Source organism: Pseudomonas sp. S2_A02 (genome assembly GCF_054668495.1).
Map to the genome: position 1 here is coordinate 3,632,161 of NZ_CP162776.1, position 19,680 is coordinate 3,651,840.

Consider the following 19,680-nt stretch of genomic DNA (forward strand, 5'->3'; position numbering starts at 1 on the left):
TGCCCGGTGTGACCGCGCACCCTAGAATGCCCCGATGCGCGATGATCTCTCCCTTCTGCTGAACTCCCTCAACGATGCCCAACGCCAGGCCGTAGCTGCCTCCGTGGGTCGTCAGTTGGTCCTGGCCGGTGCTGGCTCCGGTAAAACCCGAGTGCTGGTGCACCGTATCGCCTGGTTGATCCAGGTCGAAAACGCCTCGCCCCACTCCATTCTGTCGGTGACCTTCACCAACAAGGCCGCTGCCGAGATGCGTCATCGCATCGAGCAGCTGATGGGTATCAACCCGGCCGGCATGTGGGTCGGCACCTTCCACGGCCTGGCGCACCGCTTGCTGCGGGCGCACTGGCAGGAAGCCGGCTTGAGCCAGACCTTCCAGATTCTCGACAGTGATGACCAGCAACGGCTGGTCAAGCGGGTAATCCGCGAGCTGGGTCTGGACGAGCAACGCTGGCCGGTCCGGCAGGCCCAGTGGTTCATCAACGGGCAGAAAGACGAAGGTCTGCGTCCGCAACATATTCAAGCCAGCGGCGATCTGTTCCTGGCGACCATGCGCAGCATTTATGAAGCCTATGAGGCTGCTTGCCTGCGCGCCGGCGTCATCGACTTCTCTGAACTGCTGCTGCGCGCCCTCGATCTGTGGCGCGATAACCCGGGCCTGCTCGCCCATTATCAGAAGCGCTTCCGGCACATTCTGGTGGACGAGTTCCAGGACACCAACGCCGTGCAGTACGCCTGGTTGCGTCTGCTGGCCAAGGGTGGCGACAGCCTGATGGTGGTCGGCGACGACGATCAGTCGATCTATGGCTGGCGTGGCGCGAAAATCGAGAACATTTATCAGTATTCCGACGACTTCCCGGATGCCCAGATCATTCGTCTGGAGCAAAACTACCGCTCCACAGCCGGGATCCTCAAGGCCGCCAACGCCCTGATCGCCAACAATACCGGGCGCATGGGCAAAGAGTTGTGGACCGATGGCGGCGAAGGCGAAGCGATCAATCTGTACGCGGCGTTCAACGAACACGATGAAGCACGCTACGTGGTTGAAACCATTGAAAGTGCGCTGAAAACCGGCTTGGCTCGTAGCGATATCGCAATTTTGTACCGCTCCAACGCCCAATCGCGCGTTTTGGAAGAAGCCTTGCTTCGTGAGCGAATTCCGTATCGCATTTATGGCGGTCAGCGCTTCTTCGAACGGGCAGAAATCAAGAACGCCATGGCGTACATGCGTTTGCTGGAAGGCCGTGGCAACGATGCGGCCCTTGAGCGGGTGATTAACGTTCCGGCCCGTGGCATTGGCGAAAAAACCGTCGAAGCCATCCGCGATCATGCACGCCACAGCCATGTGTCAATGTGGGAAGCCATGCGTCAGCTGGTGGCCAACAAAGGCCTGACCGGTCGCGCTGCCGGTGCTCTTGGGGCATTTATGGAGTTGATCGAGAACCTCGCCGCCAAATGCCTGGAAATGCCGTTGCATCTGATGACCCAAACCGTCATCGAGCAGTCGGGGTTGATCGCCTACCACCAGGCGGAAAAAGGCGAGAAAGGCCAGGCCCGGGTAGAAAACCTTGAGGAATTGGTCAGCGCCGCGCGTAACTTCGAAAACCCGGAAGAGGATGAAGAGCAGTCGCCATTGGCGGCGTTCCTCGGTCACGCCTCGCTGGAAGCAGGAGATACCCAGGCCGACGAGCACGAAGACAGCATTCAGTTGATGACCCTACACAGCGCCAAGGGCCTGGAATTCCCTTACGTGTTCCTGGTGGGCATGGAAGAAGGCCTGTTTCCGCACAAGATGAGCCTGGAAGAACCCGGCCGTCTTGAAGAGGAACGCCGCCTGGCCTACGTCGGTATCACCCGGGCGATGCAGAACCTGGTGCTGACTTATGCTGAAACACGCCGCCTTTACGGCAGCGAGACCTACAACAAGGTGTCGCGTTTCGTACGTGAAGTGCCGAAAGGCCTGATCCAGGAAGTGCGTCTGTCCAACAGCGTCAGCCGTCCGTTCGGCGGTGGCCAGCAGCAGAGCTCCAGCAGCCTGTTCGGCGGCAGCGAGATCCCGGACACCGGTTTCAGCCTCGGCCAGACTGTGCGGCATTCGGTGTTCGGCGATGGTGTGATCCTGAATTTCGAAGGCGCGGGTGCTCAGGCCCGGGTGCAGGTGAACTTCAGCGAAGGCAGCAAGTGGTTGATGCTGGGTTACGCCAAGCTGGAAGCCATCTAAAGGCGACCATCAGGGAGCATTTCTGTGGGAGCCGAGCCTGCTCGCGATGAACGATGACGCAGTGTTTCTGCTATTTCGCGGTGCGACTATCGCGAGCAGGCTCGCTCCCACAGTTTGATCGCGCAGTGGCACTGATCACCTTTCCTACAGAACTCATCCACTCGTCCTACAGACCAAAGTTAACAGGCCTTAATTGCGCTGACTGAAGCTGAACACAACCTGTCAGGCAAAAGCCCGAAACACTCTGCCGCTAGCCAGTAACACTTCAGCTGTGCAACATGGCGCGCGTGCCATCCACAAATGGGAATTCCCTTTATGAAACGTTTTCTTAGCATCGCCATGGCGTTGTGCATCGGCCTGACGATGAGCCTGGACGCCAACGCCAAGCGCTTTGGTGGCGGCAAGAGCTCCGGCGCTGCGCCGACTCACCAGACCAGCCAAATGGCTCCTACTTCTGCTGCAGGCGGCGCTGCTGCCACTGCGGGCGCGGCCGGTGCTGCGGGTGCCGCGGCCAAAGCCGGCGGTGCTTCGCGCTGGCTCGGCCCTCTGGCCGGTATCGCGGCCGGTGGCCTGCTGGCCTCCATGTTCATGGGCGGCGGCTTCCAGGGCATGCAGATCTTCGACATCCTGATCATGGCGGTTATTGCCTTCCTGGTCTTCCGCTTCATCGCCGCCCGTCGTCGCAAGCAGCAGGAGCACATGGCTCCAGCCGGCGCGCCGATGCAGCGTGAAGTGTTCGAACAGAAACCAGCAGCCATGGGTTCGATCTTCGGCGGCTCGGCGGCACCTGCTGCCGCTCGTCCGGTGATCAACGCGCCAGCCTGGTTCAATGAAAACAACTTCATTGAAGCGGCCCGCAACCACTTCCAGTCCCTGCAGCAACACTGGGATGCCAACGAAATGGACAAGATCGCCGAGTTCGTGACCCCGCAGTTGCTCGAGTTCCTCAAGCGCGAACGTGCGGATCTGGGCGACGGCTTCCAGTCGACCTACATCGATAACCTCCAGGTACAACTGGATGGCGTTGATGACCGTGCGGACAAGACCATTGCCACCCTGACCTTCAGCGGCGTGTCGAAGTCCTCGCGTTTCGACCAGGGCGAAGTGTTCAGCGAAAGCTGGAACATGGAACGTCCACAGGGCGAAAACCAGCCTTGGCTGGTGGCCGGTATCCGCCAGAACGGCTGATCACTTCCCGCGTTTCACTTGTTGTAATAAAACCCCAGCCTCGGCTGGGGTTTTCTATTTCGCGGTTGCATCTATAGCGAGCTACTGTATAAACCGCCCCAACTAAACCGCGCCATCAAGCAAGAGGATCCCGGACGTGGAAGAAATCATCGAACAACTGCGTGAAGCCAACGAACCGGTACCGGTCCCCTTGGAATTGCCTGACGAAGATCAGATTGTGGAAATCGAAGAGCAGCTGTTCATCGACATCCCGTTCGTCTTCAGAGAATTTTTGCTGACCGTCAGCGATGTGGTCTACGGCAGCCTGGAGCCGGTGACCGTCACCGATCCGCAGTCCCACACCTACCTGCCAGACGTTGCCGCCAACGCTTGGGATGCTGGCGTCGATCGCAGCATGATTCCGATCTGCCAGGACGGTGACAATTACTACCTGGTCGAAGAAGACGGCACCGTGGTGCTGTGGCTGGCCGAAGAAGAGCTGATCGCCGAAGAAACCTGGGAATCGGTATGGCACTGGGCACGGGACGTCTGGCTGGAAAGCTGATCCACCCTGATGCATCGCGTGGTCAATGCCTGGACGAGTCCTTGTGATTGTCCAGCGTTTCCAGCAAGGCCACCTGCATCCGCGTATGCACGCGGATGAACCAGCGCCAGAGCAGCGCCACTATGGCGGCTGCGACGATGACAATCAGCAGCAGCAACTTGTTGGTCGGCAGAATACTGGCCGACAAGGCCGCCAGCAGCAGGAAAATCACTAACAGCGAGAGTATCGGAATTACTTCGGCGATCACCCGACGCACTCGCTGCGTGTGACGGCCGGCCATTTCCGGCTTCACGCCCATCTCTGCCAGCAACATCGACAGCGCCTTGAGCTTGCGATAAGCGGCGATCAGAAATGGCAGTGACAACAGCAACGCCCCGCCCCAGATCAACGCTTTCTGCCAGCTCGGATCGCTGATCCAGTCCTGTAGGTAAACGGACATGCGTTCGGCGAAGAACGCGCCCGAGAGAAAGATCGCAATCACCAACGCCAGATTGACCCCCACCTGCAATAGAATCCGCCGGATCATCGACGCCAACAGTGCGCCCTCGCCCTGAGGCTGAATGCTACGCAGCCATTCACCATACATCCCCAGCACACGGCTCAGATGCTGCGGCATCATTGCCGCAAGCTTGATCGACAGAGGATCGGCCGCGCGAATCAGATACGGCGTCAACAGCGTGGTGATCACCGAGACGGCCACCGCCACCGGGTAGAGAAAGTTGCTGGTGACCTGCAGCGTCATGCCCAACGCCGCAATGATGAAAGAGAATTCGCCAATCTGTGAGAGCCCCATCCCCACGCGCAGTGAGGTGCGCCCGTCATTGCCGGCGATAAAGGCACCGAGGCCGCAGGACAGCATCTTGCCCAACACCACGGCCACGGTGATCACCGCGATTGGCCAGGCGTATTGCAGCAGGATCATTGGGTCGAGCATCAGGCCGATAGCGACGAAAAAAATCGCACTGAACAAGTCGCGAACCGGCTCGATCAACTGCTCGATCTTCAGCAATTGCCGCGATTCGGCCATGATCGCGCCGATCAGGAACGCGCCGAGGACCATGCTGTATTCAAGCTTGACCACCAACAGGCAGAAGCCGAAACACAGGCCCAGCACGGTGATCAGCAGCATCTCGTTACTGTCGAATTTCGCCACATAGGCCAGCAGTCGGGGCACCAGCAGAATACCTATGACCAGTGCGACAATCATGAACAGTGAAAGCTTGCCGACCGTGGAAAACACTTCGCCAGAACTGACGGTGCCGCTGACCGCGATGCTCGACAGCAACGCGATGATGCCGATGCCAAGGATGTCTTCGACGATCAATACGCCGAAGATCAGCTGTGCAAAACGCTCGTTCTTCATCTTCAGGTCGTTGAGCGCCTTGACGATGATGGTGGTCGAGGAAATCGCCAGGATCGCGCCGAGGAACAGCGAATCCATGGTATTCCAGTCGAACCAGCGGCCGATTTCGTAGCCGATCCAGATCATCAGGACGATTTCCAGGAAGGCCGCGATGAACGCCGTGGCGCCAACCTTGAACAGCTTGCGCAGGCTGAACTCCAGGCCCAGGCAGAACATCAGGAAAATCACCCCGAGTTCGGCGAGGGTCTTGATGGTTGCTTCGTCGTGGATCAGGCTGAACGGCGGCGTGTGCGGGCCGATGATGAAACCGGCGACGATGTAGCCGAGCACCACCGGTTGTTTGAGACGATGAAAGAGCACGGTCACCACACCCGCGATCAGCATGATCACTGCCAGATCCTGAATGAAGCTGATGGCATGCATGGCATATGGCTCCTTGGGGTGGGCTTTTGAAGGGTAACACCGCGACTTCCGGCGGGAAGACGGTGCAATATATGGAAACAGATCGATTCGGGCGTGACGGCGGCCCCCCGCCCGGCGTCCCGATAACTGTTGGTTTGAAAAACCAAGCACCCACAGAGGTGCAATCCCGAATCCTGCCTTGAACCCGTGAGTACGTTATGGAACCCGGAAACGCCCAGCTGTCGATGACGGTATTGATGACCCCCGACATGGCCAACTTCTCTGGCAATGTCCACGGCGGCACCCTGCTCAAATACCTCGACGAAGTGGCCTACGCCTGCGCCAGCCGTTATGCCGGTCGCTATGTGGTAACCCTGTCGGTGGATCAGGTGATTTTCCGCGAGCCGATTCACGTCGGCGAACTGGTGACCTTTCTGGCCTCGGTCAACTACACCGGCAACACCTCGATGGAGGTGGGCATCAAAGTTGTGACCGAAAACATTCGCGAGCGCTCGGTGCGCCACACCAACAGCTGCTTCTTCACCATGGTCGCGGTGGATGACCAGCGCAAACCGGCCGCAGTCCCGCCGCTGCAACCGCAGAACAGTGAAGACAAGCGTCGGTACATGCAGGCGCAGCAGCGTCGGCAGATTCGTCAGGAACTGGAAAAGCGTTATCAGGACATCAAGGGCGACGCCTGAGCAGACAGTTATCCAGCGCTCTTCAGATCGCTATCGCGAGCAGGCTCGCCCCCACAGGTACAGCGATAACCTTGTGGGAGCGAGCCTGCTCGCGATTGGGACAACCACCCGATTTACAGGCTGATCGCTGTCGCCTCAAACCGCACCCGCGGATGGGCAATCCGGTCCTGCGCCCGCACCAGTTCCAGCTCATAGCTGGCGCAGGCCTGGGTTTCCAGCAGCACTTCATGCACCGCCGCCGCCGTGAATTCGAAGGCGCTCACCAGGTTGTCACCCAGCAGCACACGCGCCAGGAACAGCCCGGCAGTCAGGTCACCAACGCCGACCGGCTGACGTGGAAACGCCAGCAGCGGCCGACGCAGGTGCCAGCTGCCTTCAGCGGTCACCAGCAACATCTCGAAGCCATCCGCCGGTTTGCCGGGATAGTCGAGATGCTTGACCAACACCGCCTTCGGACCACGCGCCAGCAGCGCCCGCGCCATGGCCAGGCAATCGAACAATGACTGCGCCTTGCGCCCCGAGAAGCTGTTCAGCTCCAACTGGTTCGGGCACATGAAGTCGGCCACCGCTGCCGCCTCCTCCAGCAGAAAATCGCTAACCTCCGCCGGTACGCTGCAACCCTTCTCCGGATGGCCCATCACAGGGTCGCAGAGGTATAGCGCTTTGGGATTGATCGATTTGATTCGTTCCACGCCCGCGAGAATCGCCCGGCCCTGAGCCGCGCTGCCGAGGTAGCCGGACAACACCGCGTCGCAATTGCCCAGCTCACCGATCGCCGCGATGCCTTCCACCAATTCCGGAATCTGATGCGGAGGCAGCACTTCCCCGGCCCACTGGCCATATTGCGTGTGGTTGGAGAACTGCACGGTATTGAGCGGCCAGACGTTCACCCCGATCCGCTGCATCGGGAAAACCGCGGCGCTGTTGCCTGCGTGGCCGAACACCACGTGGGACTGGATGGCGAGCACATGGGGCGTACGTTTCATGCGGTGAGTTTTCCGTCAAACGATTGAAATTCGAGCCGCGCAGTATGCGACTAAACGCAGCCTGTACGACAGACCGGAGACACAGTTAAGCTGGCACTATCTTGTTGGAGCACCCTGTTGATGCTGACCCTCGGAAATATCTTCGTGCTGATGCTGCTCGCCACTGGTGGCGCGTGGTTGTGGCACAACCACGGCTTGCGCGAACGCGCGCTGGAGCGGGTCATGCAGCATTGCGCCAAGCTGCGAATCGAGCTGCTGGACGGCAACGTAGCCTTGAAGAAGATCGCCTTCATTAAAGACGCCAATGGCCGTCGGCGCCTGGCCCGTGTGTATAACTTCGAATTCACCGTGACCGGCGAAACCCGCCACACCGGCACCATCACCCAGTTCGGCGCCCATAGCGCACAGATCGAGCTCGCGCCCTACCCGATGCCGTTCGATGACACACCGCCGGTAGTCGATATCGCGAAGCCCAGAGCAGAGGTGATTGAACTGAGCCAGTGGCGGCAAGAACACACGAAGTGGCGGCCTTGAGTCGGATGTCAGTCTATTAGAACCAATCGCGGGCAAGCCCGCTCCCACAAGGTTCACACTGTACCTGTGCGAGCGGGCTTGCCCGCGATGAGGTCTTCAAAAACTGCACAAAAACTCGCTAATGTGCCTAAGTGCGGCACCCCGCCAAACCTTCCTGCAGTTCCGGGACAGCCTGCGGCTCACTGAAAATCAGCTCGATGCGCGAATCCCGACGCCATTCGCTGATCTGCCAATCCAGTAACGAGTTATCCAGCGCATTGGCCGAAACCCACCCTTCGACGCTGTGGATAACCAGCTTCGCCCGCCGCCATTCAAGGCGCTCAAGCCATTTCCCGATCAGTACGGCATCGAATATCTGACTCGGATGCCACCGCCATCCAACGCTCCAGCCACCCTCTTGCGCCTGACTCAAGCAAATCGGCAGCGTGGGGTCAGTCCAGATGGCTAGCATCTGCGCCAATCCCTTGGGCACGACAAAGTTATCCACACCCCCGACAGCCTGAGCCCCGAGCCCCGGTAACTCGCTCAACGGCAAGACGGCTTGCTGCGTCCAGTACAAAGGACGCATCGGCAACTGTGCGGCGATTCGCTGGCGATCGCTGTCGTCGAGGCCTTCCGCCTTGTTCAGCAACAACAACCCGGCACTGTCCAACGCTTGCTGTTGCGCCGCAGGCAGCGGTTTGCCGGCCGCGAGCGCCTGGGCGTCCAACACCAACACGCACGGCTGCACCGCCAGGACGCCTTGCCACGGCGCCTCACTCAATTGCCGGAGCAACTGCGCCGGATGTCCCAGCCCGGAGGGTTCGATGAACAGTCGATCCGGTCGTGCCTTGCGCAGCAACCGCCCGAGGCCGATCTGAAACGGTGCACCATTCACGCAACACAAACAGCCCCCGGCCACTTCCCCCAGTGCGATACCATCGGCATCCTGGGTCAACAGCGCGGCATCCAGACCGATCTGGCCGAACTCGTTGATCAGCACCGCCCAGCGCTCACCCACGGGCCGTTGCGCCAGCAGGTGCTTGATCAGGCTGGTCTTGCCGGCACCCAGCGGGCCGGCAATGACGTGGGTGGGAATGTTCTGCAACATGGTCGAGGTTTTCTGAGGAGGTAAAGAATGCGGTTGATGGGATGGTCATTGCTTCTGACGCTCACATCGGGCGAAGCGCTGGCTCAGGCCTGCGTGGTGCACAGCACGGCTGAGCGGCTCGACGTGAAGGTCTGCCAGCAAAACCGCAACATCCCGGAAAAACTGTTCGCCGACGGATTCTGCCAGCCGAATCTGCCCAGGCAGAAAGTCGAGGTGCAGTACGTCGACCAATGCCCCACCGGCGCGTTCGGGGTGTGTAGCAACGCTCAAGTCGCCAATATGCCTTACCGGCAGGATATTCACTATTACGGCGTGGCCACCGATGCGGCGTATTTGAAGCCGTTTTGCGAAGCCCAGAGCCAGGGAACCTGGCTCAAACCTTGAGCGGTTAGCTCAGCCAGTCGAGAGTCAGGATTAAACGACGCTCGCCCGGTGCCGGCTGCGGCGAGCGGTGGATCAAACCAAAGCCTTCGTTGCCGTGCCACTTTTCTCCTTTTAGCAGCGCCACTTCGCCGCTGGCGATTTGCTGGATCAGCGGATCGTCCTGCGGTTCGGCCTCAGGTTTACCTAATTGCCGACGATCCATCGCCCCTTCTTTCAGCCATTGGCTGCCGATACCTGCGTAGGTGGTGATCAACCGCACCGGCACATGATCGACGTGGAAGCGCGGGCACATGGCTTTGTCCAGAACCCGCAGGCGCAGGCCGATACGCTGGGCGCCCAATAGGCAGGCGAAGGCGCTGACCAGCCAGGAAACGTCAGCGATAAAGCCTTCGTAGCCCTCAAGGTCGCTGAAGCCTGAGGCTAAACCGTGGAGATTGGGTTCGGCGTCATCGCCGGGCATTTCCAGGGACAGCGCCTCGGCCAACGGCTCGTTCAGGGACAACAACAAGCGACCGAAATCAGCAATATGCGCCGGGAGTTGGCGTTGCCAGAGAGCGAGGTTCACGCCGTCGTCCAGAATCCCGGTCAGCGCTTTTGGCGTATCACCTTGAACCTGGCGAATGACCGGTCGCCGCTTCAGACTGGGCGCCAACATCAGGCGGCCGCCTCTTCGTGCCAAGGACCAAACGGATCGGGCAGTAACTGCCAGCCCTCGACACCCAAAGCCATCTCAGCATCCGTCAGCAGGCAGCTATCGAGTTCGGCGGCGAGTTGCACGAAGTCGATGTTCTGGCCGATGAACACCAGTTCCTGGCGACAGTCACCGGTGGCCGCCGTCCAGTTTTCCATGATCCCGGCGGTGCTTTCTTCATCTTGCGGCCACTGGTTTTTTGGCACGAAACGCCACCAGCGCCCGGCAAAGCCGTGGCGCATCAAGCCGCCAGCCTGGGACCAGCTACCAGCGTCCCGGTGTTTACTGGCCAACCAGAAAAAGCCCTTGGAACGCAGCAATTTGCCGTTCACCCACGCACGGTCGATAAAACTGAAGAAGCGCTGTGGATGAAACGGACGCCGCGCCCGATAGACCGTGGAGGCGATACCGTATTCCTCGGTTTCCGGTACGTGTTCACCGCGCAACTCCTGCAACCATCCCGGCGCCTGAGCGGCTTTTTCGAAGTCGAAGCGCCCGGTGTTGAGGATTTTCTTGAGCGGCACTTCGCCCATGACCATCGGAATGATTTCCGCCTGGGAATTGAGCCGTTCAAGGATCGCGATCAACTCTTGGCGCTCGCTACTGCTGATCAAATCGATCTTGCTGATCAGGATCACGTCGGCGAATTCGATCTGCTCGATCAACAGGTCGGTGATCGAGCGTTCGTCCTCCTCTCCCAGGGTTTCGCCACGGGAAGCGAGGCTTTCGGCGGCCTGATAGTCGACCAGGAAATTCATACCGTCGACCACGGTGACCATGGTATCGAGCCGCGCGATATCCGCCAGGCTCTGCCCTTCTTCATCGCGAAACGTGAAGGTTTCTGCCACGGGCAGAGGCTCGGAAATGCCCGTGGACTCGATCAACAGGTAATCGAAACGACCGTCCCTGGCGAGTTTGCTGACTTCTTCGAGCAGGTCTTCGCGCAAGGTACAGCAGATGCAGCCGTTACTCATTTCCACGAGTTTTTCTTCGGCACGGTTCAGGCTGACATCGCGCTGAACTTCACTGCCATCGATATTGATCTCACTCATGTCGTTGACGATCACTGCGACCCGCAAATTTTCGCGATTACGTAATACGTAATTAAGAAGTGTACTTTTTCCGGCGCCGAGAAAGCCCGACAGGACGGTCACGGGGAGACGATTGGGCATCAGGTATTCCTCATCAGGATGTGGCCGTTCAAACCGCCCGTTGATGGCGTTCGCGCAGCTCTTCACGTTCTTTGGCTTCAATACACAGAGTGGCGGTGGGTCGCAGCAGCAGGCGCTTGAGGCCGATCGGCTCACCGGTTTCGCGACACCAGCCGTACTCACCGCGAGCCAGGTGTTCGAGGGCTTCGTCGATTTTGTCCAGGAGCTTCTTTTCCCGCTCCAGCAGGCGCAGCTGCCACTGGCGCTGTTCTTCGGCGCTGCCGATATCAGCAGGATCGCTGTGGGGTTCCTGCTCGCGTAACGCGTCAAACTCGTCAGCAATGCGCTCCTGCAGCTCGCTGCGCTGTGCCAGCAACAGCTCGCGAAAGAAGCCTTGCTGGGCGTCGTTCATGTAATCGGCGGCGGGGTGAGCGAGGAGTTCTTGTTCAGTCATGGCGGTGGATCATCAGAGCGGGTGTATTTTTATGTTATAGTATAACAATACAAATAAGCCACTTCCCTCTTGCTCGCCACGACAAAGGGCACGATGCTTTAGCCCGTCCGCCCCCTTGAGAAATGCCATGGGAAACGCCCTGAAACTCTCGATGTTGAGCCTTTCGTTGCTGATCGCGGCCGATGCCTGGGGACAAGTCCCGAGCTTGGCCAACTGCACTCGCAGCGCCAATCTGCTGGCCTGCGTGGATGCCGACGGCAATGCCTACAGCGTTAACACCGTCGGTAACACGATCTATCTGCGCGGCTTCGAAGTGACCGGCAAACGCCAATGGGCGCAAACCAATAGCCGCTATGGGCAACTGACGTTCTTCACGGGCATCGCGTCCGATGGCGAAGCCTGGGTCGGCTACAACCGCCGGGTTGGCTGGACAACCATCAATCGGTTTTCCAGCTCCGGCGGCAGCAGCGGCAAATTCACGTGCAGCCGGATGACCGGCTGCTAGGCCTGCGTCTTTTTCTGTTCCTGCTGCCAGGCGATGTAGCTGTTCATTGGCGGATTCTTCTGAAAATAGCGCTGCAACCCTTCGAACAAACCATCTGCCACGGCTTGCTGATGGCGGGCAGTCACCAGTCGCTGGCTGTCGCGGGCGTTCGAGATGAAGCCGGTTTCCACCAGAATCGACGGCACATCCGGCGACTTCAAAACGGCGAATCCTGCTTGTTCCACGCGCTTCTGATGCAGCGTGGTAATGCCCGCCAGGCTGCCAAGCACCGTGCTGCCCAGTTGCAAACTGGCGGCGATGGTGGCGTTCATCGACATGTCGAGAATCACCCCGGCGAGCATCGGATCCTTGTCCTTGAGATTGAGCAGGCTGGTGGCGCCCAGCAGGTCTGCACCGTTCTCCCGTTGCGCCATGAAGCGCGCCGTGGCCGAGGTCGCGCCGCCTTCGGACAGGCAATACACCGACGCACCTGAAGCGGTGAGACGCGGCGCCGCGTCCGCATGGACCGAGATGAACATGTCGGCCTTGTGCTTGCGGGCGATCTCCACGCGCTTGCGCAGCGGAACGAAGAAGTCGTCGTTGCGCACCAGCTTCACGTCGAAGCCCTTCTCGCGCTTCAGCCGCTTGGCCAGCAGTTGGGCGATCGACAACACCACGTCTTTTTCCCGCTCACCTTTGGCACCGACCGCGCCCGGGTCTTTGCCACCGTGACCAGGGTCGACCACCACGATGATGTCGCGCTTGGGGTGGGTCTTGTCGGTGACGGGTTCAGGTTTTTCCACCGGCACCGCCGCGATCTGTAGCGGCGCAGCGGTCTTCAGATCGAGCACCAATCGGTGCCCCTGCCCGTCCTGGGGCGGCAGCAGGAAACTGTTGAGCTGCACCGGGCCGCTGAGGTCGAGGACGATCCGCGTATCGCCCTGGCCGAAATTTCCGGAGCGGATTGAGCGAATCACCGTGTTGCTGAGTGCCAACTGACTGAAGTCGCCACTGAGGTTGGCGCCACTCAGGTCGATGATCAGCCGTTCCGGAGCGCTCAGGGAAAACGTCTTGTATTGCACCGGCCCGCTCAGATCGAACACCAGTCGTAGCTTGTCATCGGAACGCCACAGCCGTGCATTGCGGATTTGCGTGGCCGACGCACCAAAGGGTAACGCGAAGGCCGCGCCGGCCAGAATCAGGTTGAGCAACTGACGTCTGTGCATGATGAAAGCCTGTTCATGAAAAAGGCATGGTTGATTTTAATGTAATAACATAACATACAGAATCAACTCCCACGATGGACCTGCTCATGAATGCGCTGACTCTGCCGGATATCGCCGCGCAGGCCTCACGCCAAGCCCTGCCACTCGACTGGGTGGGCATGTGCGGCATTGCTCTTCCTGTTTTATTCGACGGCCAGCGGCTGAGCGCAAAGGCCGACGCTGGCGTTAGCCTCGACGATGGAGAGGCGCGTGGCATCCATATGTCGCGGTTGTATCTGGCGTTGGAAATGCTTGAGCAGGAAAACCTTTCACCGACATTGTTGCGGCGAGTCTTGCAGAGTTTTCTCGAGAGCCATGAAGGGCTTTCCCACAACGCTTACCTAAAAATTCACACCGAACTATTGCTCAAAAGACCTGCGCTCATCAGTCCGCTAGCCGGTTGGAAAACTTATCCGGTGAGCATCAAAGCCAGTTTGAAAAACGCGATGTTCCACGTGGAACTAAAAATCGACGTTCCTTATTCCTCAACCTGTCCATGCTCAGCGGCACTTTCGCGGCAGCTGATTCAGCAGCAATTCGTTGATGACTTCGCCAACAAGTCACTGCAACACGCCGACATTCTGGCTTGGCTCGGCTCCACGAAAGGCATCGTCGCCACGCCGCATAGCCAACGCAGCAACGCGCAGTTGCAGTTGCGTCTGGACGACTACCTGGATGACCTGCCGCTGATCGCCGCGATCAACGATGCGGAAGCAGCCCTCGGCACCGCAGTGCAAACCGCCGTGAAACGCGCCGATGAACAAGCCTTCGCCCTCGCCAACGGCCAGAACCTGATGTTCTGCGAAGACGCCGCTCGACGCTTGAACCTGGCCCTGAAACGCTCCCCGGGCATCAACGCCTTTCATGTGCGAGTCGTTCACGCCGAAAGTCTTCATGCCCACGATGCTGTCGCTGAAAGTCGCTGGAATTGGGAGGCTGCATGATCCAATGCCAAGCCTTGCGCTGGGGCGCTCCCGGTCAACCGCTCACTCCGTCGGTGGATTTCCAATTACCCAAAGGAAGTCTGACCGCCGTCATCGGTGCCAACGGTTCGGGTAAAAGCAGCCTGCTAAAAGTCATCGCCGGCCTGCAAAAGCCACTGACCGGAAAAGTCATCATTGATGTTCCACGCAAAGGCGGCCTTTCGTTCCTGCCTCAGCAACAACACCTGGACCGGCAATTCCCCATCAGCCTGCAAGAGTTGGTGGCGGCAGGTTTCTGGGGCAGCAAGCAAACTCCGGAAATTCGCAGCCAGCGACTCAAGTCTGCGCTGGAAGACTGGTGCCTGACCGGCCTGGAACATCGACCATTGATGGCCCTCTCCGGGGGCGAATTGCAGCGAGCCCTGCTCGCCCGGTTGAGTCTCGCCGAAGCCCCCTTGTTGTTGCTCGACGAACCCCACGCCGCGCTCGACGAACTCGGCCAGGCGCTGCTCTGGAAACATATCCACGCCTGGCATGCCGAAGGCCGAACCCTTGTGGTGGTGTGTCATGACCTGGCCGCTGTGCGCCAACACATCCCACATGCCCTGCTGATCAAAAGCCGCGGCTGCGTCCTCGGCCCCAGTACCGATCTGATTCGCCAACAACCCCAGACGCAGGTGGCTTGATGATCGCTGCCGCTCAGCTTTGGCAACCGTTCCACGAATTCGTATTCATGCGCCGGGCGTTACTTGGTGGCCTCGTTCTGGCGTGCAGCACCGCTCCGCTTGGGGTGTTTCTGATCCTGCGGCGCATGAGCCTGATCGGCGATGCAGTGGCTCATGGCATCTTGCCAGGCGCCGCATTGGGCTTCTGGTTTGCCGGTTTGAGTCTGCCCGCGTTGACCATCGGCGGCCTCGGTGCTGGCCTGAGCATGGCCGGACTGGCCGCATGGATCACCCGCCGCACCGGCCTGCGGGAAGACGCGAGCCTGGCCGCGATCTATCCGATATCGCTGGCCAGCGGCGTGCTGATCCTCGGTATCGCCGGCAAACGACTGGACCTGTTGCACCTATTGTTTGGCTCGGCGCTCGCGGTCGATGGGCCGACCTTGACCGGCATGCTCTGGGTCTCAGGCGTCAGCCTGATCGCCATGGCCCTCACCTACAAACCCCTGTTGCTGGACACCCTCGACCCGCTCTTTCTGCAAACCGTCAGCCGCCTAGGACCATTGGCTCACGGAGTATTTCTGACCCTGGTGGTGCTGAATCTGGTGATCGGTTTCCAGGCCATCGGCGCCCTGATGGTAGTCGGTTTGATGATGTTGCCAGCCGCCGCTTCTCGCTTCTGGAGTCGTCGCTTGCCGGTATTGATGGTCATCGCCGCGCTGCTCGGTTGCCTCTCGGTCTGGCTCGGATTGTTGCTGTCGTTTTACTACTCACTGCCCAGCGGCCCGGCGATCGTGCTGGTGGCTGGCACTTTTTATTTGCTGTCCGTGGTGTTCGGTCCGGTGCACGGTTTGTTGCGCCGCCCGCCTTTGCTCACATCCCAATGAGGTGTTGCCCGATGCGCGCTTTACTCGTGCTGTTCAGTTTGATGCTGTCGATGTCGTTGTCTGCCGCGGAAAAACTCCAGGTAGTCACCAGCTTCAGCATCCTCGCCGACATGACCCATCAGGTCGGCGGCGATCACATTCAGATCACCAACATGGTCGGGCCGGACGCCGATGCCCATACCTACGAGCCGACGCCGGACGATGCCAAGGCATTGCTCAAGGCCAGACTGATCATCAAGAACGGGCTAGGTTTCGAGCCTTGGCTGGACCGTCTGGTGACCAGCACCGAGACCAAAGCTGCGGTCATCAGTGCCAGCCACGGCGTCATTCCACGCTCGCTGGATGAAGACGGCGAAACCATTCCCGACCCACACGCCTGGCACAACCTGGCGAACACCGAGCTGTACATCAGCAACATCACCAAAGCGCTGATCGCCGCCGACCCTGCGAACAAAGCCGACTACGAACACAACAGCCAAGCCTACCTGAAAAAGATCTACGCCTTGCTCGCCGAGGCCAAAACCAAGCTCGGTTCGCTGCCGCCGGGTAATCGTAAAATCGTGACCTCCCATGACGCCTTTGGCTATCTCGGTCAGGCTTACGGCATCGACTTCATGGCGCCACAAGGTCTGTCCACCGAACGTGAACCGTCGGCCGCCGAAGTCGCTGCGCTGATCACACAGATCCGTCAGGCCAAGGTCAAAGCGGTGTTCATGGAAAACATCAAGGACGCACGCCTGCTCAAGCAAATCGCCGATGAAAGCGGCGCGCATATCGGCGGCACGCTGTACTCCGATGCACTCGCGGCGAGCGGCCCGGCCAGCACGTTCGCCGGGTTGTTCGAATGCAACCTCAACACCTTGTATGAGGCGTTGAGCAAGCCATGATCCGCAAGAATCCTTCGGGTGATCTGCCGTTGATTGCGGAGTCCGCGTACGTGGATAAAACCGCCATCATCTGCGGCAAAGTGGTGATCGGCGAGAATGTGTTCGTCGGTCCGTACGCGGTGATTCGCGCCGATGAAGTGGATGACTCGGGCGAGATGGAGCCAATCACCATCGGCGCCAACTCGAACATTCAGGATGGCGTGGTGATTCACTCCAAGTCCGGTGCAGCGGTGACCATCGGCGAGTTCAGCTCCATTGCCCACCGCTCCATCGTGCATGGCCCCTGCACCGTCGGTAACCGCGTGTTCATCGGGTTCAACAGCGTGCTGTTCAACTGCGAAGTGGGCGACGGTTGCGTGGTGCGGCACAACTCGGTGGTCGACGGTCGTGACTTGCCCGAAGACTTCTACGTGCCCTCCACCACGCGCATCGGCCCCAACACTGACCTGTCACAGTTCCCACCGGTGAGCGTCAGCGCCTCGGAGTTTTCAGAAGACGTGGCGCGCACCAACGTCGATCTGGTGCGCGGCTACAAAGCCCTGCAAAACGAGTTCTGACCATGAGCAGCGTGCTGATTCGCAATGCCCGGCTGGTCAATGAAGGTCGTGAGTTCGACGGTGATTTGCTGGTAAGCCACGGTCGCATCGTCAAGATCGCCAGCAGCATCGAAGGTGAAACGGCTACCGTGGAAATCGACGCCAACGGCCAATGGCTGCTGCCGGGGATGATCGATGACCAAGTGCATTTCCGCGACCCCGGAGCGCCGGACAAGGGCAGCTTCCATACCGAATCTCGAGCGGCGGTGGCCGGCGGCATCACCAGCTTCATGGACATGCCCAACACCTCCCCGGCCACCCTGACCCTCGCCGCGCTGGCCGACAAGAAGCGTCGAGCGGCGACCGACTCAGTGGCCAATTACGGTTTTCATTTCGGCGTGAGCAACGACAATCTCGACACGGTTGCCGCGCTCAACCCTTGCGAAGTGGCCGGGGTCAAAGTGTTCATGGGCGCCTCCACCGGCAACATGCTGGTGGACGATCCACGGATTCTCGAGCGGCTCTTCGCCGAGGTGCCGACCATTTTGTTGGCTCACTGCGAACACACACCCAGCATCGAAACCAATGCCGCGAATCTGCGGGAGCTGTTCGGCGAGCACCTTCCACCCGCCGCTCACCCGCTGATCCGCAACGCCGAAGCGTGCTTTCGCTCCTCCTCAATGGCCGTTGATCTGGCCAGGCAACACGGCACCCGACTTCACGTTTTACACTTGAGCACGGCCCGCGAACTGGCGCTGTTCGAAGACCAGCCGCTGGCACAGAAACGCATCACCGCCGAAGTCTGTCTGCATCACTTGCTGTTCGATGATCGCGACTACCCGAGCCTTGGCAATCTGATCAAGTGCAACCCGGCGATCAAGACTCAGACCGACCGCGATGCCTTGCGCCAAGCACTGTTGAGCAATCGACTGGATGTGATCGGCAGTGATCACGCGCCTCATACCTGGGCCGAAAAACAGCGGCCCTACAGCCAGGCGCCGTCCGGTTTGCCGTTGGTGCAACACGCCCTGCCCGCGTTGCTGGAGCTGGTGTCCGATGAGATATTGCCGATCACCACCCTCGTGGCCAAGACCAGTCACCGGGTCGCCGATCTGTTTGCCATCCCCGATCGCGGCTACCTGCGCGAAGGCTATTGGGCAGACTTGGTGTTGATCAAAACCGAGCCCGATGGCCTTGCCGTTTCCCGGCAACCGATCCTCTCTCAATGCGGCTGGACGCCCTTCACCCACCATCGCTTTCGCCACAGCGTCAGTACTACTGTGGTGTCGGGGCAAATTGCCTGGCACGACGAACGTCTTAATGACACTTGCCAGGGTTTACCCCTGCGGTTTATGCGCTAGCGCGCGTTTTCGAAAACATTCGAGAACATCGATCATGATCCATATCACCCTGCCTGATGGTTCATTGCGTGAGTACGATCAGCCGCTGTCTGTGTATGAAGTTGCTGCCAGTATCAGTCTCGGGCTGGCTAACGCGGCGGTGGCCGGTCGGGTCGACGGCGTGTTGGTGGACTGTGGTTTCCTGATCGAGGGCGATGCCCGGGTCAATATCGTCACGCCCCAGGAACCCGATGGCCTGGAGATCCTTCGGCGTTCCTGCGCGCTGATGCTGGCCATGGCCGTCAAACAGCTCCATCCGAATGCGCAGTTGCGAGCCGGATCGTCGCTGGGTGATGGTTTCTTTTATGAGTTTGCTTTCCACCGCTCTTTAGCTCTGGCCGAGCTGCCAGTTATCGAAGCGCGCATGCATGCACTGGCGGCGACCAACCATTCGATCCGACGGGCAACCGCTCCCCGGGCGACGTCAACCGAACAGTTATCGCTGTATCGCTTGGGGGATTTTGAAAGTTTCGCCGCAGGCCCGCATGTTCCCGCCACCAAGGTATTGCAAGCGTTCACTCTGGACCATATCAGCGGCACGTCGCAGCAACGGATCTACGGCACGTGCTGGTCCAGCCAACAGGAGCTGGACACCTGGCGAGCACCGCCGCAGGTGATGGTCGTGAACATCGATGAACGTCAGAGCGCTTATGCGCACTCGGTGACCCAGGCACTGCGCCGCCGCGAACTGCGGGCCAACTCGGATCTGCGTAACGAGAAAATCAGCCACAAGATTCGCCAGCACAGCCAGAAAGTGCCATATCTGTTGGTGGTGGGAGAGAAGGAAAAGGAAGGCGGGTTTGTCAGTATGCGCAGCGGCAGCGGGGAGGACTTCGGGGAGAAAGGGATTGAGGCGGTGTGTGAATTGTTGAATCCGCCGAAGACTGGCGGTGCCTGAGCCGACGCCTTCGCGGGCAAGCCTCGCTC

The 19,680-nt window shown here is 59.7% G+C and carries 21 protein-coding genes; 14 read left to right on the forward strand and 7 right to left on the reverse strand.

Features of this window, described 5'->3' with window-relative positions:
• The first annotated feature begins 34 nt into the window (after positions 1–34).
• The 3 genes from uvrD to AB4O41_RS16475 all read left to right on the forward strand — a co-directional run bounded on the left by uvrD (position 35) and on the right by AB4O41_RS16475 (position 3,950).
• Positions 35–2,218, forward strand: a complete 2,184-nt coding sequence (uvrD, locus tag AB4O41_RS16465) for a DNA helicase II (RefSeq protein ID WP_367373600.1) — start codon at positions 35–37, stop codon at positions 2,216–2,218.
• 315 nt (positions 2,219–2,533) lie between these two features.
• Positions 2,534–3,406 (forward strand): Tim44 domain-containing protein, encoded by an 873-nt coding sequence (locus AB4O41_RS16470; RefSeq protein WP_460143953.1) that lies wholly within the window; start codon positions 2,534–2,536, stop codon positions 3,404–3,406.
• A 136-nt stretch (positions 3,407–3,542) separates the two neighbouring features.
• Entirely contained in the window at positions 3,543–3,950 is a 408-nt protein-coding gene (locus AB4O41_RS16475) for an SMI1/KNR4 family protein (protein ID WP_008007803.1), read from the forward strand.
• A 22-nt stretch (positions 3,951–3,972) separates the two neighbouring features.
• Here AB4O41_RS16475 and AB4O41_RS16480 read toward each other — a convergent pair whose 3' ends face one another.
• Positions 3,973–5,736, reverse strand: a complete 1,764-nt coding sequence (locus tag AB4O41_RS16480; RefSeq protein WP_460143954.1) for a cation:proton antiporter — start codon at positions 5,734–5,736, stop codon at positions 3,973–3,975.
• 197 nt (positions 5,737–5,933) lie between these two features.
• On the opposite strand from AB4O41_RS16480, the gene AB4O41_RS16485 reads away from it, so the two are divergent.
• Complete coding sequence (locus AB4O41_RS16485; RefSeq protein ID WP_007896533.1) at positions 5,934–6,416, forward strand: acyl-CoA thioesterase; 483 nt, start codon at positions 5,934–5,936, stop codon at positions 6,414–6,416.
• A gap of 113 nt (positions 6,417–6,529) precedes the next feature.
• Here AB4O41_RS16485 and pdxY read toward each other — a convergent pair whose 3' ends face one another.
• Positions 6,530–7,402 carry a pyridoxal kinase PdxY gene (gene pdxY, locus AB4O41_RS16490; RefSeq protein ID WP_460143956.1) on the reverse strand — a complete coding sequence of 291 codons (873 nt, stop codon included), beginning with the start codon at positions 7,400–7,402 and terminating at the stop codon, positions 6,530–6,532.
• Positions 7,403–7,522: 120 nt separating this feature from the next.
• Between pdxY and AB4O41_RS16495 the strand changes: the two genes are divergently transcribed.
• Positions 7,523–7,936 carry a DUF3301 domain-containing protein gene (locus tag AB4O41_RS16495; RefSeq protein WP_007896535.1) on the forward strand — a complete coding sequence of 138 codons (414 nt, stop codon included), beginning with the start codon at positions 7,523–7,525 and terminating at the stop codon, positions 7,934–7,936.
• Between the two features lie 127 nt (positions 7,937–8,063).
• Here AB4O41_RS16495 and AB4O41_RS16500 read toward each other — a convergent pair whose 3' ends face one another.
• Entirely contained in the window at positions 8,064–9,026 is a 963-nt protein-coding gene (locus AB4O41_RS16500; RefSeq protein WP_460143957.1) for a CobW family GTP-binding protein, read from the reverse strand.
• Between the two features lie 27 nt (positions 9,027–9,053).
• On the opposite strand from AB4O41_RS16500, the gene AB4O41_RS16505 reads away from it, so the two are divergent.
• Positions 9,054–9,410 carry an NADH:ubiquinone oxidoreductase gene (locus AB4O41_RS16505; protein ID WP_460143959.1) on the forward strand — a complete coding sequence of 119 codons (357 nt, stop codon included), beginning with the start codon at positions 9,054–9,056 and terminating at the stop codon, positions 9,408–9,410.
• Between the two features lie 4 nt (positions 9,411–9,414).
• Here the strand turns inward: AB4O41_RS16505 and AB4O41_RS16510 are convergent, their stop codons facing one another.
• From AB4O41_RS16510 to dksA, 3 genes are read right to left on the reverse strand one after another with little or no spacing between them, the layout of a single operon-like run.
• Complete coding sequence (locus AB4O41_RS16510; RefSeq protein ID WP_460143960.1) at positions 9,415–10,065, reverse strand: DUF1826 domain-containing protein; 651 nt, start codon at positions 10,063–10,065, stop codon at positions 9,415–9,417.
• Positions 10,065–11,273 (reverse strand): zinc metallochaperone GTPase ZigA, encoded by a 1,209-nt coding sequence (gene zigA, locus AB4O41_RS16515; protein WP_460143961.1) that lies wholly within the window; start codon positions 11,271–11,273, stop codon positions 10,065–10,067. The genes AB4O41_RS16510 and zigA overlap by 1 nt, the downstream gene beginning before the upstream one ends.
• 28 nt (positions 11,274–11,301) lie before the next feature.
• On the reverse strand, positions 11,302–11,706 hold the full coding sequence (dksA, locus tag AB4O41_RS16520) for an RNA polymerase-binding protein DksA (RefSeq protein ID WP_460143962.1): 405 nt from the start codon (positions 11,704–11,706) through the stop codon (positions 11,302–11,304).
• Positions 11,707–11,833: 127 nt separating this feature from the next.
• Here dksA and AB4O41_RS16525 point away from each other — a divergent pair, with 127 nt between their 5' ends.
• Entirely contained in the window at positions 11,834–12,211 is a 378-nt protein-coding gene (locus AB4O41_RS16525) for a glutamine synthetase (RefSeq protein ID WP_460143963.1), read from the forward strand.
• Here the strand turns inward: AB4O41_RS16525 and AB4O41_RS16530 are convergent.
• Complete coding sequence (locus AB4O41_RS16530; protein WP_460143964.1) at positions 12,208–13,416, reverse strand: N-acetylmuramoyl-L-alanine amidase; 1,209 nt, start codon at positions 13,414–13,416, stop codon at positions 12,208–12,210. The genes AB4O41_RS16525 and AB4O41_RS16530 overlap by 4 nt on opposite strands.
• Positions 13,417–13,502: 86 nt before the next feature.
• On the opposite strand from AB4O41_RS16530, the gene folE2 reads away from it, so the two are divergent.
• From folE2 to AB4O41_RS16565, 7 genes are read left to right on the forward strand one after another with little or no spacing between them, the layout of a single operon-like run.
• Positions 13,503–14,399, forward strand: a complete 897-nt coding sequence (gene folE2 / locus AB4O41_RS16535) for a GTP cyclohydrolase FolE2 (protein ID WP_460143965.1) — start codon at positions 13,503–13,505, stop codon at positions 14,397–14,399.
• Positions 14,396–15,064 carry a metal ABC transporter ATP-binding protein gene (locus AB4O41_RS16540; RefSeq protein WP_460143966.1) on the forward strand — a complete coding sequence of 223 codons (669 nt, stop codon included), beginning with the start codon at positions 14,396–14,398 and terminating at the stop codon, positions 15,062–15,064. Before folE2 ends, AB4O41_RS16540 begins: the two co-directional genes overlap by 4 nt.
• Positions 15,064–15,930, forward strand: coding sequence for a metal ABC transporter permease (locus tag AB4O41_RS16545; protein WP_460143967.1), 867 nt, complete (start codon positions 15,064–15,066; stop codon positions 15,928–15,930). Before AB4O41_RS16540 ends, AB4O41_RS16545 begins: the two co-directional genes overlap by 1 nt.
• A gap of 11 nt (positions 15,931–15,941) precedes the next feature.
• The gene (locus AB4O41_RS16550; RefSeq protein WP_460143968.1) at positions 15,942–16,817 is read left to right on the forward strand and encodes a metal ABC transporter substrate-binding protein; all 876 of its coding nucleotides are present in this window, start codon (positions 15,942–15,944) and stop codon (positions 16,815–16,817) included.
• On the forward strand, positions 16,814–17,374 hold the full coding sequence (locus tag AB4O41_RS16555) for a gamma carbonic anhydrase family protein (RefSeq protein ID WP_460143969.1): 561 nt from the start codon (positions 16,814–16,816) through the stop codon (positions 17,372–17,374). The genes AB4O41_RS16550 and AB4O41_RS16555 overlap by 4 nt, the downstream gene beginning before the upstream one ends.
• Positions 17,375–17,376: 2 nt before the next feature.
• Positions 17,377–18,714, forward strand: coding sequence for a dihydroorotase (locus AB4O41_RS16560; protein WP_460143970.1), 1,338 nt, complete (start codon positions 17,377–17,379; stop codon positions 18,712–18,714).
• A 34-nt stretch (positions 18,715–18,748) separates the two neighbouring features.
• Positions 18,749–19,651 carry a His/Gly/Thr/Pro-type tRNA ligase C-terminal domain-containing protein gene (locus AB4O41_RS16565; protein WP_460143971.1) on the forward strand — a complete coding sequence of 301 codons (903 nt, stop codon included), beginning with the start codon at positions 18,749–18,751 and terminating at the stop codon, positions 19,649–19,651.
• The last annotated feature ends 29 nt before the right edge of the window (positions 19,652–19,680 follow it).